We start from the raw sequence: 17,101 nt of genomic DNA, 5'->3' as shown, positions 1-17,101 counted from the left end.
TTCATTGACTTAAATTTTGGATGCAGGCACCCACCCCGAATTGTTCGCACATGACAGTTCGGTGACAAGCCGCATCACAAGTGTGCACAAATACCATCCGAACGGGTTATAAGGCTGCGATTTTTTGGTACGTTTGGCAGCAGAACCTGGGGATAACCTTGATGCCCTGCCCAGCGCAACAGTGGCTTGGATGCACCGCAGTCCTCGGGATCCTGTGCTATGTCGGTGGCGAGGGAGCTTGCTCCCGCTGGGGCGCGAAGCGGCCCTGCTTTTGGGGCTGCTGCGCAACCCAGCGGGAGCAAGCTCCCTCGCCACGGGGTCCGTGTCCATCCTGTCCGCGGTACAGACAGTCATGGTTTGGCCTTTCTCTTATGGCCCATTTGAATATTTTTTAGCCAACGCCCTTCCCTTCACGAGTTCGATCCGTTAGTATCCGCGGCGTTAGTACCAAGCTGAAAGTCAATTCCGGGTCGAACACATCTCCACGGTCAGCCATCCTTCAAAGGACGCCTCACCGAAAAAAGGAGACCGGCCCCCTCGATGGTTTCCAGGTAAACCTTGCGTCAACACAGCCTTTGATCGAATGCAAAGGGTGTTGCCAGGCTCCTTACTCTGACCGAACCAACCTGCAAAATTGATCAGGATCTTCACCCCGGGCCCAGAACCTTTGCCCTCGATGTGTTGCCTGCCCTCCTAAGTACCTACCTGCCAGCCCAAGCGCGCACTTCATATAGCGCTCAAACTGGCTGCTTTGTTCCAGTCGGGTTCTTCGTTCGACCAATGGTGGTCGACGTTACTGGAACGTTTTAACGTTGCACGGTTCTTAACCGTGTCATTTGCAGGAACACCCATAACATGTCCACTCAAATCCACGCACAGGATGCTATCCGCACCCTAACCAACGCTTTTGCCCCGATGAACTGCCTGATCATGGCCGCTCGCAAAGGCTGCTTCAGCTTCACCCTGGTCAACGAACACGGCATCGCCCGTCACAGCGAACGCCTGTACCCCGATCAGTACTCCAGCGCCGAGCCGCTGCAGGCCGTGATCGAGCGTACTCGTCAGGCACTGGTTGCCTGAGACGCCAGAAAGGCTGAAACCCCAAAGGCCCCGCCCAAAAAGCGGGGTTTTTTATTGCCTGGAATTCCTCGATTAAGCGAAACGGCGTAAGTACCAAGGGATATAACAGTTATAACCGTTCGTTGAAGATGTTTTAAAAACAGTCCTTTACAACGCAAATATGACACTAAACTTCAAGTCAAGCGGCATGATCCGCTTCCGGCGGGGCCTGGACCGATCCACCGCTGCCAAGCCCACACTCTTCAGGCTCCGCCCATTTCACACTTCGAGGGTTTTATGGGTATCGCTGCCAGCGAACTGTGTCGATATGTGATCCGCCCGACGCTCCTCTACCTTGAGCGTCACAGTGCAACTGCGGAATCCTTGTTGCTGGGTATTGCCGCCAGCCAGTCCGCCCTGGGTTCAGCCCTGCATGATCGCCGCGGGCATGGCCTGTATCGCATTACCGAGCCCCGACACCAGGCACTCTGGGACCATTACCTGGCGCTGGACCCAGAACGTGCCAGCCTGGTACGCGGCCTGGCCAGCCAGCACGCCTTTCTCAGCGGTCCGCACCTGGAATTGACCGTCAACCTGCGCTATGCCACTGCCATTGCCTGGCTGCTGGTGGAGGAACAGAACACTCCGCTTCCCGAAGCCGATGACCTGCTTGGCATGGCCCGCATCTGGCGACAAACCTTCCACCCCCAAGGGCGCCTGCGAGATTTCACCTGCGCCTGGCGAAGCTGTGTTTCATCACTGAATCAGGTCGCTTGCTGATGGGGAATTTGGAAACTTCCTGCAACGGTCGCGAATCTGGTCGGATTGTCCTACAAAACCCCTCTAAATCAAGCGATACGGGCTATAGCGCTTGCACGAAAATGTTGGTAATTTTCGCCCCGGTGATCATCAGGAGTTCTAACAATGAAAAAAATCATGCTCAAAACCACCCTCGGCCTTGCCGTCACCTTGGCATCCACCCAACTTTTCGCCAGTGGCTTTGCCTTGAACGAACAAAGCATCAGTGGCATGGGCACTGGTTTCGCAGGTCGTTCTTCCATTGCCGATGACGCCAGCACCGTTTTTGGCAACCCTGCCGGCATGTCGCGCCTCAAGCGCCAGCAAGTCACTGGTGGCTTCGCCGCCATTGATGCCTCCACCGATATCAACGATGCCAGCGGCACCCAGTCCGGCACCAACAAGGGTGACATGGTCCCGCTGACCGGCGTTCCGATGGGCTATTACGTCAAGCCTATCGATGATCAGTGGGCTTTCGGCCTGGGTGTCTACGCACCGTTTGGCTTGATCACCGATTATGAAAACGGCTTCCAGGGTCGGAGTTTCGGCAGCAAGAGCGAAGTGAAAGTCGTCACTTTCCAGCCAACCGTCAGCTATGCCTTCAACGACAAGGTATCGATCGGTTTCGGCCCGACCATCAACCGTATTTCCGGCTCCCTGGAATCGCAGTTGGGCGTACCGGGTCTGCCCGAGGCCGGCGTAGAGATCAAGGGTGACGACATTGGCTACGGCTATAACGTCGGCGTGCTGGTCCAGGCAACCGACACCACTCGTGTCGGCTTGACCTACCATTCCAAGGTCAAGTACAAGCTTGAAGGCCACACTGAAGTGAACCCGGGCGCCGGGATGCCTGCCTTCCTGCTTACCGACGGTCGCTACGACGCTTCGCTGGACATCACCACGCCTGAGTCGGTGGACTTTTCGGTCACTCAACAAATCAATGATGCCTGGACCGTCTATGCCGGTAGCACCTGGACTCGTTGGAGCCGCCTGAAAGAAATCACGGTGGAAAACGAAGGCACCAGCAGCGGCGGTGGTTTACTGAACCCGTCTCTCGGCACCATCACCGAAGAACAAAACTGGCACGACACCTGGGCCTACGCCATCGGGACTTCCTACCAGTTGAACAAACAGTGGGTACTGCGTACCGGCCTGTCTTTCGACCAGGCGCCCACCAACAACGCCGATCGCTCGCCACGCATTCCTACTGGCGACCGGACCATCTTCAGCCTCGGTGCCGGCTGGAGCCCAACCGACGACCTGACCATTGACGTGGCGTATTCCTACCTCAAGGAAGAAAAAGTCAAAGTCAGTGGCAGCAACGCTCTCAACCAATCCTACAACGCTGAATACGAAAACAGCGCCAACGGTTTTGGTGTCGGTGCAACCTACCGCTTCTGATGATGCACGGCGAAGCTGAACGCCTCGCCGCAAAAACGAAAAAAGCCCCGCACTCTGCAAAGAGCCGGGGCTTTTTCGTGGCTGGCGGTCAGGGTTTCGAAGCGATGGCAGCTTCTACAGCCTTGATCAACTCAGGATCATCGGGCTTGGTCCGGCTGGAAAAACTGGCGATGACCTTGCCCTGTCGGTCCACGACGTATTTGTAGAAATTCCACTTCGGCGCACCAGACTGTTCAGCCAAATGCTTGAACAACGGTATTGCGTCAGCGCCGCGCACCGGTTGTGGTTCGGTCATGGTGAAGGTCACGCCGTAATTGACGTAGCAGACCTTGGCGGTTTCAGCGCCGTCCTTGGACTCCTGCTTGAAGTCATTGGACGGCACACCCAGCACTTGCAGCCCTTGGTCCTTGTAGCGCTGGTTGAGCGCCTCAAGACCTTTGAATTGCGGGGCGAACCCACAGAAGCTGGCAGTGTTGACCACCACCAGCGGCTTGCCGGCGAAGCGCTGGCACAGATCGATGGTTTCCTTGGCCCGTAGCTTGGGCAACGAACCCTCCAGCAACGGTGGGCAACCAGCGGCCCAGACTTGCCCGGTCACAGCCAGCAACAGGGCGGGAACAGCAAACCAGCGCATCAACATGTCGATTTTCCTTAAAAGCACGTCAGACCAAGACGTTACTCGCAGCGTCCGACGCCGTCCATTGTCAGCAGTTGCCCATGCCCAACTGCATCAAGGCCAATCCGCCCTGATGCCAGCCCCACCAGGCGAACGCCAGCAGCAGGCCGGCACCGGCAGCGATCAACCACGGACCGATGCGATTCATGCTGCGCCGGCCTGGACTTGCAGGCGCGCCACCGGACGTTCACGTACTGGCCAGTTCAAGGCCGCCGCCAACAGGCTGAGCAGGATCGACACCTGCCAGATCAAGTCGTAGCTGCCGGTGCGGTCGTACACCACCCCGCCCAACCAACCACCGAGGAACGAACCCAACTGGTGGAACAGGAACACGATCCCACCCAACATCGAGAGATTTCGTACACCAAACAAGGTCGCTACCGTGCCGTTGGTCAACGGTACCGTCGACAGCCACAGCAAGCCCATCGCCATGCCGAACAGGTACGCCGTAGTGGTGGTCACCGGCAGCCACAGGAACAAGCCGATCACCACCGCTCGCACCAGGTACAACCCCGTCAGCAACCGGGGCTTGGACATGCGTCCGCCCAGCCAGCCGGCGGTGTAGGTACCGAAGATATTGAAAAGCCCGACCAGGGCCAACACGGTGGTCCCGACGCTGGCCGGCAGATGTTGGTCCACCAGATAGGCCGGCAAATGCACGCCGATGAACACCACCTGGAAACCGCAGACAAAAAAACCAACCGCCAGCAGCCAGAACCCGGAATGACTGCACGCCTCACGCAAGGCTTCGCCCAGGGTTTGCTCATGGCCGGCGACCGGCAACGGCGCGTCCTTGAGCATGCTCACCAGCGGCACGATCAACGCCACCAGCAGCCCCAGCGCCAACAACGCCGCCGACCAACCGAGCCAGCCGATCAGCCCCAGCGTACCGGGCAGCATGGCGAACTGGCCGAAGGAACCGGCGGCACTGGCGATACCCATGCCCATGCTGCGTTTTTCCGGCGGCACGGCCCGCCCGACCACACCCAGAATCACCGAGAACGACGTGCCTGAGAGGCCGATGCCAATCAGCAGACCCGCACTCAACGACAAGGACCATGGCGAATCGGCCATGCCCATGAACACCAGGCCCAATGCGTACAGCACACCGCCGATCAGCACCACTTTCGCCGCACCGAAGCGGTCGGCCAGCGCGCCGGTGAACGGCTGCGCCAAGCCCCAGATCAGGTTCTGCAAGGCAATGGCGAAGGCGAACACCTCACGGCCCCAGCCGAACTCGGCACTCATGGGCGCCAGGAACAGGCCGAAGCCATGCCGTACGCCCAGGGACAACGCCAGGATCAGCGCGCTGCCCACCAGGACCCAACCACAGGTACGCCACATCGATGTCATTCTTGCTCTCCGGTCGCGGGTATATACCCACTTATCATCGAACGAACCGGCTTCACGCCAGTTCATCCAGCAAGGCCAGCAAGGTCGCACGCTTTTCGGCGCCCAGCTTATCAATCAGTTTCTGCTGCGCCGCTTCCCAGGCCGGCAACGCCGCCGCCAACCGGGCCTGCCCCGTCTCAGTGAGCACGACGATGCGGTTACGCAGGTCTTCCCCCTCGGCCAGCGCCACCAGCCCTTCGCCTTCCAGCACACGCAGATTACGACCCAGAGTGCTGCGGTCCAGGCCCATGGCTTCGGCCAGGGAAGAAATACTCGGCTGGTCCAAGCGCGCCAGGTTGCTCAGCAAAGAATACTGGGCAACGTTGATCCCGAAGCCGTCGAGGGCGCCGTCGTAATACCTGCTGACGCCACGCGCGGCGCGACGCAGGTTGATGCACAAGCATTGGGAAGGAAGCATGGTGCGTGTATATACCCGGGGTTGATTGAATGCAAATTTAAATGGCGATTTTCACTTATGTCATGTTCCCTAGCCTCGCTTTCTCCTGGTTTTTGCTTGGTCAGGACAAACGGAATCGTCAACCAGACGGAAATAAATCCCACAAAATCAGGCGCTTTGGCTGACAGCCTTTTCAACCATTACTCATTAGAGTCCCCCACCTGTAATGTCTGACAGGTTTCAGGTGCTTTGAATCAAGCTATAAACGAAACCGTGCTTTCAGCCCTGCCTGCAGGCTTGAAGACGGGTTGTGCGAACCATGCCATCAAGAAGTGGGAAGATTCCGCCACCCCCACGCCATCAAATAATGATGATGAATGGGAGTTTCAGTCATGTACCACAGCACCGCGATTTCTGGACGTTCGGCGCCATACCAAGACCATTACCACTCCACGGAAAAAAAACCTGCTCAAGCGATCCGACTCACCAATCGGGAGAAGGAATTCCTGCAGTGGAGCGAGGCTGGCAAATCTTCTTGGGAGATTGCCGTCATCGTTGATTGCAGCGAGGCCAACGTCAATTATCACTTCAACAACATTCGCCGAAAATTCGGCGTCAGTTCGCGTCATCTCGCGGGAAAAATCGCGCGCGAACGAGGCTTGATCTGAGCGCTCCGACGGCTTGTCAGCAGCGGTCGGGATGTACTTGACCCCTGTAGAGGCAGCAATGAATCTGAACCACACGCCCGAATGCCGCGACATTTTCGGCCTCAGCACCTGTGACGATACGCGAGTGTCGCACAGGCCTTCTTCGGACAACCCTATACGCATCATCCTTGCCGATGATCACCCCGTCGTGCTGACGGGTATCGAAATGGTCCTGGCGGGGGCTGGGTTTTCAGTGGTTGCCAAGGCTCGCAACGCCGATGAACTGCTCCAGCACTTGGAGCGCACCCCCTGCGACCTGGTCATCTGCGACTATTCGATGCCCGATGGGCAGTTTCCGGACGGCCTGGCCCTGATGGGCTATTTGAAACGCCACTACCGCGCCTGCCCCCTGATCGTGATCACCATGCTACGCAATCCGTCCGTGTTGCAGGCCTTGCTCAATACCGGCGTGAACGGCTTGTTCGATAAACGCAGTCCTTTGATGGAACTGAAACAGGCCATCCTCGGTGTCACCCAGGGGCGGCAGTATGCATGCCCGGCTTTTCTTGAGCTTCTGCGAGGGCAAACCTTGGCCGCCACGCGCTCGGACGCCAACCGGGTGAGCCTTTCCGAACGGGAGCTGGAGGTGGTGAGGCTGTTCGTGCACGGGATGTCGGGCAGACAGATTGCAGCCCAGCTCAATCGCAGTGAAAAAACTATCAGCCGACAAAAACGCACCGCCATGGACAAGTTGGGGCTTGGGCATGACGGTGGATTGATGGAGTTTGCTCGGGTGAGTGGGTTAAAGGGTTGACCCCTCAAATCCCGAAACGGCCCACCATCGCGTTCCCGTCAACTCAGACCCACCCCACCAGCACCGCTATTTCAAGCAACTCCAGCAACGCCCCGGCTGTATCCCCGGTGCAGCCCCCGAGCCTGCGCAGCATCATCCGCCGCAAGCCAACGAACACCGCGAAAGCAACGGCCAATGCCCAAACGCCGGGCCACCCCGCCACCAGCACACAGCCCAACGCACACACCAACAACACCCATCCACCCGCGCGCCGGGGCAGATGATCGGCAAGCGCTTGGCCCAACCCGCCGGCGCGCACGTAAGGTGTGCTGAGAAACAGGCCAAGCAACGCCGCACGCCCCAGCACCGGCACGATGATCAAGGCCAACGCTTGCCCCTGCTCGATCAACGCCAGCAGCGCGGCGAACTTGAGCAGCAGCACCAACACCAAGGTGATCACCGCAATGGGTCCGCTGCGCGGATCCTTCATGATCAGCAGCGTGCGTTCGCGGTCACCAAAACCGCCCAGCCAGGCGTCGGCGCTGTCGGCCAGGCCGTCGAGGTGCAGGCCTGCGCTGAGCAACACCCAGGCCGTCAGCAACAGCGCGGCGTGGAGTAGCGACGGTGCACCCAGCAGCAGTGCATTGAGCAGCCACAGCAGACCGCCGAACAACAGGCCCACCAGCGGGTAGAACAACAGCGAACGGCCCAGTTGCTCAGGCTCGGGCATGCCCGGCAGGCGAACCGGCAGGCTGCTGAGAAATTGCAAGGCGATCCAGAATGGCAACATGGTCAAACCGCCTCTTCCAGCCGCGCACCGGACGACACGTGCAGGGTAAACAACGCGCCGTGGCCGACTTCGACATTGAGCAGTTGCTCCCGAGGCAGACCCCGGGCCTGTGCCAGCAGCAAGCGCATCACGCCGCCATGGCTGACCAGCAAAATCCGCTGGCCGACATAAGCGCTATGCAGGCGTTCCACCGCCGCCAAAACGCGCCCGGAAAACGCCAGCACCGGCTCGCCATCGGGTGGCGTGAAGCTGTAGGGATCGGCCCAGAATCGGCCTAAGGCTTCGGCATCGGTGTCCATCAACGCCGCCGCGCTGCGGCCTTCCCAGGCGCCGAAATGTAGCTCTTGCAGGTCCTTGTCCAAGTGCACTGGCACGCCCAGCCGGGCGCCGAGTTGTTCGGCGAAACGGGCGCAACGCTGCAACGGCGAACTAACCAACCGATCCCAGGGCCCGCCTTCTATGACTGCCGCGTGCATTTGCTCCCAGCCCTTGGCGGTCAAGGCGTCGTCGAGGCTGCCGCGCAGTCCGCCGCCCAGTTCGGTTTCGCCGTGACGCAACAGGTCCAGGCGCAAGGTCATGCCGGGCGATCCGCCACGGCCGCTTCGGCAAACGTCGCCATCTGCCCGTGCAAGCCACAGGCCAGGCGCAACAGTGGCACCGCCAACGCCGCGCCACTGCCCTCGCCCAGGCGCAGGCCAAGGTCCAGCAGCGGTTCGGCGCCGAGGGTTTCCAGCACGTGGCGATGGCCCGGCTCGGCGCCGCGATGGCCGAACAGCAACCATGGCCGGCATCCGGGATTGACGCGTACCGCCACCAGAGCCGCGACACTGCAGATGAACCCGTCCACCAGCACGGCGACGCCTTGCTGGGCACAGGCCAGGTACGCGCCGGCCAACGCGGCGATTTCAAAACCGCCGAGGTTGAACAGGGTCTGCAACGGGTCGTCGCGTTGGGCTGCGTGCAGCGCCAGGGCCCGTTCGATCACCTGGGCCTTGTGGCTGACACCCGCCGCGTCCAGCCCGGTGCCCGGACCAACCAGATGCGCCACCGGGCAATCAAGCAAGGCACAGGCCAGGGCGCTGGCCGCCGTGGTGTTGCCGATGCCCATCTCGCCACCAATGAACAAGTGCGTCCCGGCTGCAACGGCACGCTGCACACTGTCGCGGCCGGCTTGCAGGGCTTGCTCGCCTTGGGCCACGGTCATCGCCGGGCCATGGACGAAATTCGCCGTGCCGGGGCCGACGCGCAGATGCCGCACGCCGGGCAGGTCCAGCGCAGGCGTTACGGTGCCCAGGTCCACCACTTCCAGCGAAGCGCCCAGTTGCCGCGCCAGGACGCTGATGGCCGCGCCGCCGCTGACGAAGTTGAGCAGCATCTGCCCGGTCACTTCCTGGGGAAAGGCTGAGACGCCCTCCGCCACCACGCCATGGTCACCGGCAAAAATCGCGATCCAGACGTGATCCAGACTCGGCTTGACCTGCCCTTGCAGCCCCGCCAGTTGCACCGCCACCGACTCCAGCCGCCCGAGGGAGCCGGCCGGTTTGGTCAGTTGTTGCTGACGGGCCGTGGCCTGTTCCAGGGCCTGGGTATCGAGGGGCTTGCACGGGTCCAGCCACCAGCGGTGATTCATAACGCAGTACCTTTGAGAGTCAGGGGCAGGCCGGCGACGGTCAGCACGACGCGCTGACACCGTTCGGCCAAGGCTTGATGCAGCCAACCGGCTTCATCGACATAACGGCGAGTCAACTCGCCCAGGGGCACGACACCCATGCCAGTCTCGTTGCTGACAAAAATGATCTCCCCGGGCAGCGCGGCGAGGCAGTCCAGCAGTGCTTCGCGTTCTGCGTTCAGCCGCTCGGGGTCGTCGAGCATCAGCAGGTTGGTCAGCCACAGGGTCAGGCAATCCACCAGCAGACATTGTCCGGGGGCGGCGTTTTCTTGCAGCACCCGGGCCAGGGCCAAGGGTTCTTCCACCAGCGCCCATTCGGCCGGGCGACGGGCTCGGTGTTGGGCGACCCGTGCGTTCATCTCGCCGTCCAGGGGCTGGCTGGTGGCGATGTAGGTCACTGGCAAGCCTGTTTCGACCGCGAGTTTTTCCGCCAGGCGGCTTTTGCCGGAGCGGGCGCCGCCGAGGATCAGTTGGAGCATGTGTTTTACCTTTCAATGGCGGTGTTGCTGCCGGCCTAAATCCCACAGAGTTCACGCAACAAACCAGTGTCCAGATGCCGCGCCACCAGATCCGCCAACCGCTCGATGTCCCGCTCGCGCAAGCCGTGGTAATCCACCGTTTGCACATCCGGCAACCCAGCCCAGCGCAACAACGCGCTGCTGGCCTGGGGAGACTCGAACAGCCCATGCAGGTAGGTGCCGAAAATCTGCCCATCGAGACTTTGCGCGCCGTCGCAACGGCCGTCTTCCAGGTACACCGCTGCGTGTTCCAGTGCCGGGCCGGTGGTCACGCCGGCGTGAATCTCATAGCCGCTGACTTCAGCCTCTTCCAAGGCCAATCGCCCGCGGACATTGCGCAGTTGTTTCTCGTGTTCCAGCGTCGTTTCAAAGGCCAGCAGGCCCAGGCCGGCACTGGAGCCCGCCGCGCCTTCCAGCCCCAGCGGGTCGTGGACCTGCTGGCCGAGCATCTGCAAGCCGCCGCAAATGCCCAGCAGCTTGCCGCCGTAGCGCAGGTGCCGTTGGAGCGCGCTTTCCCAGCCGTTGGCGCGCAGGTAGGCCAGGTCGCTGCGCACGCTTTTCGAACCGGGCAGGATGATCAGGTCGGCCGGCGGGATGGGCTGGCCGGGGCCGATGAATTGCAGGTCGACCTGCGGATGCAGGCGCAACGGATCGAAATCGGTGTGGTTGCTGATGCGCGGCAAAACCGGCACCACCACCTTGAGCAGCTGTTCGACCTTGTCGGCCTGGCGCTGGTCGAGGCCGTCCTCGGCTTCCAGGTGCAGGTCCATCACGTAGGGCAACACGCCCACCACCGGTTTGCCGGTGCGCGCCTCCAGCCAATCGAGGCCCGGTTGCAACAAGGCGATGTCGCCGCGAAAACGGTTGATGACGAAACCCTTGACCCGCGCCTGCTCGCTGGGTGAAAGCAACTCCAGCGTACCGACCAGATGGGCGAATACTCCACCGCGATTGATGTCGGCGATCAGCAGCACCGGGCAGTCCACCGCCTCGGCAAAGCCCATGTTGGCAATGTCGCCAGCACGCAGGTTGATCTCCGCTGGCGAGCCGGCGCCCTCCACCATCACTACCGGATAGGCCGCGCTCAAGCGCGTGTGGGAGGCCAGCACCGCTTGCATCGCGATGGCTTTGTAATCGTGATAGGCCACGGCATTCATGGTGGTCACGGCGCGACCGTGGATGATCACCTGGGCGCCCGTGTCGCTGTTGGGCTTGAGCAGCACCGGGTTCATGTCGGTGTGCGGTTCGAGGCCGGCGGCCTGGGCCTGCACCGCCTGAGCGCGGCCGATTTCGCCGCCGTCAGCGGTCACGGCGCTGTTGAGCGCCATGTTCTGCGGCTTGAACGGCACCACGCTGACACCCTGGCGGCGGACCCAGCGGCATAAAGCCGTGACCAAGGTACTTTTGCCGGCATCGGACGTGGTGCCTTGCACCATCACAGTGGTCATCGAATGTCCTTGGTGTAGGCCTCTAAGGCCTGTTCGAGGCGCAGGAATTCGCTGTCGTCGGCTGGCAGTCCGAAGCGCAGGCTGCTGGTGTTGGTAAACAAGCGCAGGAGAATGCCGCGATGGGCCATGAAATCATGAAGCCCCAGGGCGTGTTCGGTGACCAGCCATTGGAACAACCCGCAGCCGCCCTGTGGCTTGAAGCCGTGGCGTTCGAGCATCAGCGCCAGGCGTTGGCTGTTGGCTTCGCAGCGTTGGCGCTGGTAGGCGTGGGCATCAGTGTCCAGCAAGCACGCCTGCCCCAGCACCCGGGTCGGCCCGCTGACCACCCACGGCCCGACCTGTTCGGCGAGCAACTTGAGCAAGCGGCGCTCGGCCAGTACAAACCCCAGGCGAACCCCGGCCAGGCCAAAGAACTTGCCAAACGAGCGCAGCACGATCAACCCGACCAGATGGGTGTGCGCCGCCAGACTCAGCGCCGGCGTGACGTCCATGAAGGCTTCATCCACCACCAGCCAGCCACCGCGCTGAGCCAGGCGCCCATGCCAGTCCAGCAAGCGCTCGGGTGCAAGGCTCAGGCCCGTGGGATTGTTCGGATTGACCACCACCAGCACGTCGAGGCTGTCGAGAAAGAAATCCACCTCCGACTCCAGCACTTCGCGCACGATGTAGCCGCTGCGGCGCCAGGCTTCGGCGTGCTCGGCGTAACACGGCGACAAGACGCCGACCTTGCCAGCCCGGCGCAGGCGCGGCAACAGCTGGATGGCCATTTGCGAACCGGCCACCGGCAATACATCCAACGCACCGTAGTAGTCGCAGGCGGCCTGTTCCAGGCCGTCATCGGTTTCCGGCAGGCGCGCCCAGGCCCGCAGGGGAATCGCCGGAACCTCGAACGGCCAAGGCGCCAGGCCGCTGGACAAATCCAGCCAGTCAGCCTCGGCGATGCCGTATTGCCGGGCCGCGTTACGCAAGCGCCCACCGTGCTCAAGCATAAAACTCAGCTCCCAGGCAGAGAATCAGCAGCCATAACCATACGCCGCGCTGGACCAATTGCCAGCCGCGATCAATGGAGTCTGCGCTCGCCGGCACGCCTTCGCCCAGCGGCGGACGTTGGTGCAGTTCACCGTGATAAACCGCCGCCCCGCCCAACTCCACACCCAGCGCACCGGCACCGGCAGCCATGACCGGCCCGGCATTGGGGCTGTCCCAGGTCGGGCCCTGGCTGCGCCAGCACTTGAGTGCCAGGCGGGTCTTGCCGAGCAGCGCGTAGGTCAACGCCACCAGACGCGCCGGAATGTAGTTGAGCACATCGTCGATCTTTGCCGCCGCCCAGCCGAAGCGCTCGAAACGCTCGTTGCGATAGCCCCACATGGCATCGAGGGTATTGCTCAAGCGGTACAACACCACACCGGGCGCGCCGGCCACGGCGAACCAGAACAGCGCGGCGAACACCGCGTCGCTGCCGTTCTCCAGCACCGACTCGGTGGCGGCACGGGCCACGGCGGTTTCGTCCAGCTCGCGGGTTTCGCGGCTGACCAGGTAGCCGACACGCAGGCGCGCTTCATCCAGATCGCCACTGCGCAGCGCCTGGGCCACCGGCTCGACATGTTCGCCGAGGCTGCGCAGGCCGAGGGCGCAGTACAGCGCGAGGATGTCCACCAGCCAGCCCACCATGGGCGCCCAAGACAGGGCCGTGGCGAGCAAGGTCAAGGGCACCACGGCGATGATCCACGCCGTCACCCCATGGCTGCGCCAGCCGCGCCCACCGGAGTTGAAACGTTGTTCGATCCGCGAGGCAAAACCGCCGAACGCCACCAGCGGATGCCAACGCCGGGGCTCACCCAGCAACGCATCCAGCGCCACCGCGGCGACCGTGAGCAAGGCCACGCTCATGGGCGCACGCCCCACTGGTTTTCATAGAGCAGTTCATTCAGCGAACGCGGTTGCGCCCAGCCTTCCAGGGCGAGCATCGGCGCCGGGTAAAAAGCCTCGACCGGACCCAGGCAGAGTATCGCCAACGGCTTGGCGCCCGCTGGCAGGCCCAGCAGATCGGCCAGGGCCTGGGGATCGAACAACGACACCCAGCCCATCCCCAGGCCTTCGGCGCGGGCCGCCAGCCACAAGTTCTGGATCGCGCAGGACAGCGAGGCCAGGTCCATTTCCGGCAAGGTCCGGCGACCGAAGATGTGCCGCTCGCGATCCTCCATCAACGCCGCCACCAGCACCTCGGCGCAGTCGTTGATGCCTTCGACCTTGAGCTTCATGAATTCATCGCTGCGCTCGCCGAGGGCCTCGGCGGTGCGGATGCGTTCTTCTTCCACCAACTGCTGGATGTTCCCGCGCAAGGCGCGGTCACTGATGCGGATAAACCGCCACGGTTGCATCAGGCCCACGCTGGGCGCCTGGTGCGCGGCTTCCAGCAGCCGGCGCAGCAAGGCCGGTTCGACCGTGCCGCCGCTGAAGTGGCGCATGTCACGGCGCTCGGCGATGGCGCGGTAGATTGCGTCGCGTTCGACCTGGGAGAAAGCGTTGTCGGTCATGGCCTTTTCGCGGCCTCAAGGTCAGGCGCAAACAGCGCGGCAATCGCCCTCGGATTCGACGGAAAATAAAAATGCACATAGGAAGCCGTCATCCGCCCCTGCCGGAACACCGCTTCTGCCCCACGCCCCCCGTTGGGGCTATGGCCACGGGCAATCGGTTCAAGTTCGGTGCTGGTCAGCGAATGATGATAGGTATGCCCACGCAAGATGCCTTCCGGCAAGTCCACCGATTGCAGCGCCAGGGCCGCCAGACGCTTTTGCATCTGCGCCTCACCCGCGAGCAAGCCCAGCAGCTCGGCACGCACGCCTTCGACATCGGTCAATGAATCAAGCAGATACAACATACCGCCACATTCGGCGAGCAACGGTTTACCGGCTGCATGGTGGGCACGGATCGCCGCCAACATCGGCGTGTTCCGGGCCAACGCAACGTGGTGCAGCTCTGGATAACCGCCGGGCAGATACAGGCTGTCCGCCTCGGGCAATTCGCTGTCATGAATCGGCGAAAAAAAGCTCAACTGCGCGCCCATGGCCCGCAACAGATCCAGGCTCGCGCCATAGGTGAAGGCAAACGCTTCGTCCCGGGCCACGGCGATGCGCACGCCGTCGAGCCATGGTTGCGGGTCGATCACCTCGGGCGCGGCGAATTCGACCGCTGGCGGCAGCGCCACTTCGCAACTGCCGGCCAGGGCCTCGGCTGCCGCGTCGAGGCGCAGGTCGAGGTCATTCAACTCGCTGGCCTGGACCAGCCCGAGATGACGGCTGGGCAACTCGATGCCGGTTTCCCGGGACAGCGCGCCGTACCAGCGCAGGCCTTCGGTCAGGCTGCCTTCGAGCAACTGCGCGTGGCGCAAGGTGCCAACGCGGTTGGCCAAGACCCCGGCGAACGGCAAGTCCGCTTGATAACGCGCCAGGCCCAAGGCCAGGGCGCCGAAGGTCTGGGCCATGGCCGTGCCATCGATCACCGCCAGCACCGGTACACCAAAATGTCGCGCCAGGTCGGCGCTGGACGGGGTGCCGTCGAACAACCCCATCACCCCTTCGATCAGGATCAGGTCTGCTTCGGCGGCGGCTTCCCACAACAACCGACGACTTTCCTGCTCGCCGACCATCCACATGTCCAACTGATAGACCGGCGCGCCGCTGGCCCGCTCGAGAATCATCGGATCGAGAAAGTCCGGGCCACACTTGAAGACGCGTACCTTGCGCCCCTGGTTGCGATGCAAACGGGCCAGGGCGGCGGTGACGGTGGTCTTGCCTTGCCCCGAAGCCGGAGCGGCGATCAGCACCGCCGGGCAATGGCGACTCGTCATGGACGTGTCACTCACAGCTCGACGCCTTTCTGCGCCTTGATGCCGGCCTGGAACGCGTGCTTGACCATGCCCATCTCGGTGACGGTGTCGGCCAGTTCGATCATTTCCGGCTTGGCGCCACGACCGGTCACCACCACGTGTTGCATCGGCGGGCGGGCCTGGAGATCGCTGAGGACCTGATCGAGGTCGAGGTAACCGTGCTTGAGGGCGATATTGAGTTCATCGAGCACCACCAGGCCCACGGAAGGATCGCTGAGCAACTGGCGCGATACCGTCCAGGCCGCTTCGGCGGCGGCAATATCGCGCTGGCGATCCTGGGTTTCCCAAGTGAAGCCTTCGCCCATGACATGAAAGCGCACCTGCTCCGGGAAGCGGCGGAAAAACAATTCTTCGCCCGTGCTGTTGCGCCCCTTGATGAACTGCACCACACCACACTGCATGCCGTGGCCCATGGCCCGGGCGAGCATGCCGAACGCCGAACTGCTCTTGCCCTTGCCGTTGCCGGTCAGCACCAGCAGCAGGCCACACTCGTTCGGCGAATTGGCGATGCGCTCGTCGATCACGGCTTTCTTGCGCAGCATGCGCGCCAGGTGGCGTTCGTCGCGATCCGGGGTGTCGGTCATGGGGGAGCTCTCCGTTGGGCTTGGATAACGGCGGGCGGGCACAAAAAAAGACGGCAACAAGCCTGGCATCGCCCACCGTGATGCCGTTGGATGAATCAGGCCGGTCTCCGGGCTCATGAGCGGCGTGATGCCGGGCTGCGCGCCTTCCCATGTCCATGGACACAGTGGCCTGTAGGCAACCTTGACTCATTTACCGTTGCGGGGGCAGCGCCGGGTTCGTGTGCACTCACCGGCTTCCCTGTTTCACTCTGTCGGCCACGGCCACAGAGCACCTGAAACAAGCGGCGAAGGTTAGAGGGTTGGGGGTGGAGCGTCAATTAAAGCCGCCACGGGTCCAGCGCTGTTTATTGGCCGGGATCAATGGAATGACGTCAATCTTGTGTCACGCTGAGGGAAGTGATATCAAAGCGGCATCACGACCCGATATCACAAGAACAAGAGGGCAATGTATGCAAGGCATGATCATCAGCAATCCAAAACTGGAATTCCTGCGTCCGGTGCTGGAACGTTGGTTTGACTGTATCGACCGCTACAACGCCGTGCGCGGCGATAACGACACGCCTTACTGGTTCGATGAACGAGCCAACCTGGGCTTGCTCTCGGCCGCCGCTTGGATGGCCGAAATGGTCACGCTGCAGAATGCCCCGACCCGCAAGCAGAATGAAGAAGGCGAACGCAATGTCAGCGCCGATCTGTTTATCGCCAGTACCGATGAGCGCGCCTTCATCCAGGCCACCCAACGCTGGCCCAAGGTCAACAACCTGAACCTGACCCAGCCGCTGCAGGAGGCCGCCAGCGATGCCAAGCGCATCAGCTATGCCAGCGACCTGAAGCTGGGTTGCCTGTTCGTCTCGCCGCAAAAAGCCCAGCAGAGCGCCACGCCCGAAGAATTGCAGGACATGATCGATGACCTGCAAAAGGAAAACACCTGCGCCGTGGCCTGGTACTTCCCCTACGCCTACCGCAAGTTGCGCAATGAAGCCGGCTTCTATCACCCCGGCATCGCCGTGCTGTTCAAACAGGCCCACGGCTGACCGGTT

19 protein-coding genes and 1 riboswitch are annotated in these 17,101 nt (G+C 62.2%); of the genes, 6 read left to right on the top strand and 13 right to left on the bottom strand.

Translation table 11 applies throughout. The features are described 5' to 3' along the window. Positions 1-855: 855 nt before the first annotated feature. The 3 genes from TK06_RS28665 (at position 856) to TK06_RS28655 (ending at position 3,258) form a co-directional block, all read left to right on the top strand. Complete coding sequence (locus TK06_RS28665; RefSeq protein ID WP_003204606.1) at positions 856-1,080, top strand: hypothetical protein; 225 nt, start codon at positions 856-858, stop codon at positions 1,078-1,080. A gap of 276 nt (positions 1,081-1,356) precedes the next feature. Further along, positions 1,357-1,839 (top strand): hypothetical protein, encoded by a 483-nt coding sequence (locus TK06_RS28660; protein WP_063324774.1) that lies wholly within the window; start codon positions 1,357-1,359, stop codon positions 1,837-1,839. Positions 1,840-1,983: 144 nt separating this feature from the next. Further along, positions 1,984-3,258 (top strand): OmpP1/FadL family transporter, encoded by a 1,275-nt coding sequence (locus TK06_RS28655; protein WP_063324773.1) that lies wholly within the window; start codon positions 1,984-1,986, stop codon positions 3,256-3,258. A gap of 88 nt (positions 3,259-3,346) precedes the next feature. On the opposite strand, the gene TK06_RS28650 is transcribed toward TK06_RS28655, so the two are convergent. From TK06_RS28650 to TK06_RS28640, 3 genes are all read right to left on the bottom strand, one after another. Then, a complete protein-coding gene (locus TK06_RS28650) occupies positions 3,347-3,898 on the bottom strand; it encodes a glutathione peroxidase (RefSeq protein WP_063324772.1) in 552 nt (183 codons plus the stop codon). Positions 3,899-4,078: 180 nt separating this feature from the next. Further along, positions 4,079-5,287, bottom strand: a complete 1,209-nt coding sequence (locus TK06_RS28645) for an MFS transporter (RefSeq protein WP_063324771.1) — start codon at positions 5,285-5,287, stop codon at positions 4,079-4,081. A 52-nt stretch (positions 5,288-5,339) separates the two neighbouring features. After that, a complete protein-coding gene (locus TK06_RS28640; RefSeq protein WP_063324770.1) occupies positions 5,340-5,744 on the bottom strand; it encodes a MarR family winged helix-turn-helix transcriptional regulator in 405 nt (134 codons plus the stop codon). 371 nt (positions 5,745-6,115) lie between these two features. On the opposite strand from TK06_RS28640, the gene TK06_RS28635 reads away from it, so the two are divergent. Together TK06_RS28635 and TK06_RS28630 are read left to right on the top strand one after the other, a co-directional pair. Next, positions 6,116-6,391 carry a response regulator transcription factor gene (locus TK06_RS28635; protein WP_063324769.1) on the top strand — a complete coding sequence of 92 codons (276 nt, stop codon included), beginning with the start codon at positions 6,116-6,118 and terminating at the stop codon, positions 6,389-6,391. A gap of 58 nt (positions 6,392-6,449) precedes the next feature. Continuing rightward, positions 6,450-7,184 (top strand): response regulator transcription factor, encoded by a 735-nt coding sequence (locus TK06_RS28630; RefSeq protein WP_063324768.1) that lies wholly within the window; start codon positions 6,450-6,452, stop codon positions 7,182-7,184. 43 nt (positions 7,185-7,227) lie between these two features. Here TK06_RS28630 and TK06_RS28625 read toward each other — a convergent pair whose 3' ends face one another. From TK06_RS28625 to cobO, 10 genes are read right to left on the bottom strand one after another with little or no spacing between them, the layout of a single operon-like run. Beyond that, on the bottom strand, positions 7,228-7,953 hold the full coding sequence (locus tag TK06_RS28625) for an adenosylcobinamide-GDP ribazoletransferase (RefSeq protein WP_063324767.1): 726 nt from the start codon (positions 7,951-7,953) through the stop codon (positions 7,228-7,230). Between the two features lie 2 nt (positions 7,954-7,955). Next, positions 7,956-8,531: an alpha-ribazole phosphatase family protein gene (cobC, locus tag TK06_RS28620; RefSeq protein ID WP_063324766.1), complete on the bottom strand. Its 576-nt coding sequence runs from the start codon at positions 8,529-8,531 to the stop codon at positions 7,956-7,958. Beyond that, positions 8,528-9,583 (bottom strand): nicotinate-nucleotide--dimethylbenzimidazole phosphoribosyltransferase, encoded by a 1,056-nt coding sequence (gene cobT, locus TK06_RS28615; RefSeq protein ID WP_063324765.1) that lies wholly within the window; start codon positions 9,581-9,583, stop codon positions 8,528-8,530. The genes cobC and cobT overlap by 4 nt, the downstream gene beginning before the upstream one ends. Next, positions 9,580-10,101, bottom strand: coding sequence for a bifunctional adenosylcobinamide kinase/adenosylcobinamide-phosphate guanylyltransferase (gene cobU / locus TK06_RS28610; RefSeq protein ID WP_063324764.1), 522 nt, complete (start codon positions 10,099-10,101; stop codon positions 9,580-9,582). Before cobU ends, cobT begins: the two co-directional genes overlap by 4 nt. A gap of 35 nt (positions 10,102-10,136) precedes the next feature. After that, complete coding sequence (locus TK06_RS28605; RefSeq protein ID WP_063324763.1) at positions 10,137-11,588, bottom strand: cobyric acid synthase; 1,452 nt, start codon at positions 11,586-11,588, stop codon at positions 10,137-10,139. After that, positions 11,585-12,577 carry a threonine-phosphate decarboxylase CobD gene (cobD, locus tag TK06_RS28600; RefSeq protein ID WP_063324762.1) on the bottom strand — a complete coding sequence of 331 codons (993 nt, stop codon included), beginning with the start codon at positions 12,575-12,577 and terminating at the stop codon, positions 11,585-11,587. Before cobD ends, TK06_RS28605 begins: the two co-directional genes overlap by 4 nt. Beyond that, entirely contained in the window at positions 12,570-13,478 is a 909-nt protein-coding gene (cbiB, locus tag TK06_RS28595; protein WP_063324761.1) for an adenosylcobinamide-phosphate synthase CbiB, read from the bottom strand. Before cbiB ends, cobD begins: the two co-directional genes overlap by 8 nt. After that, positions 13,475-14,125: a 5,6-dimethylbenzimidazole synthase gene (gene bluB, locus TK06_RS28590; RefSeq protein ID WP_063324760.1), complete on the bottom strand. Its 651-nt coding sequence runs from the start codon at positions 14,123-14,125 to the stop codon at positions 13,475-13,477. The genes cbiB and bluB overlap by 4 nt, the downstream gene beginning before the upstream one ends. Further along, entirely contained in the window at positions 14,122-15,438 is a 1,317-nt protein-coding gene (locus tag TK06_RS28585) for a cobyrinate a,c-diamide synthase (protein WP_063325241.1), read from the bottom strand. Before TK06_RS28585 ends, bluB begins: the two co-directional genes overlap by 4 nt. Positions 15,439-15,449: 11 nt before the next feature. After that, complete coding sequence (gene cobO / locus TK06_RS28580) at positions 15,450-16,061, bottom strand: cob(I)yrinic acid a,c-diamide adenosyltransferase (RefSeq protein WP_063324759.1); 612 nt, start codon at positions 16,059-16,061, stop codon at positions 15,450-15,452. A gap of 81 nt (positions 16,062-16,142) precedes the next feature. After that, a riboswitch (cobalamin riboswitch) is annotated at positions 16,143-16,352 on the bottom strand. A gap of 158 nt (positions 16,353-16,510) precedes the next feature. On the opposite strand from cobO, the gene TK06_RS28575 reads away from it, so the two are divergent. After that, positions 16,511-17,095: a hypothetical protein gene (locus TK06_RS28575; RefSeq protein WP_063324758.1), complete on the top strand. Its 585-nt coding sequence runs from the start codon at positions 16,511-16,513 to the stop codon at positions 17,093-17,095. Positions 17,096-17,101 lie beyond the last annotated feature (6 nt).

Origin of the sequence: Pseudomonas fluorescens (genome assembly GCF_001623525.1) — a bacterium.
Classification (GTDB): domain Bacteria; phylum Pseudomonadota; class Gammaproteobacteria; order Pseudomonadales; family Pseudomonadaceae; genus Aquipseudomonas; species Aquipseudomonas fluorescens_Q.
This window is presented reverse-complemented; position numbering and strand designations above follow the sequence as displayed.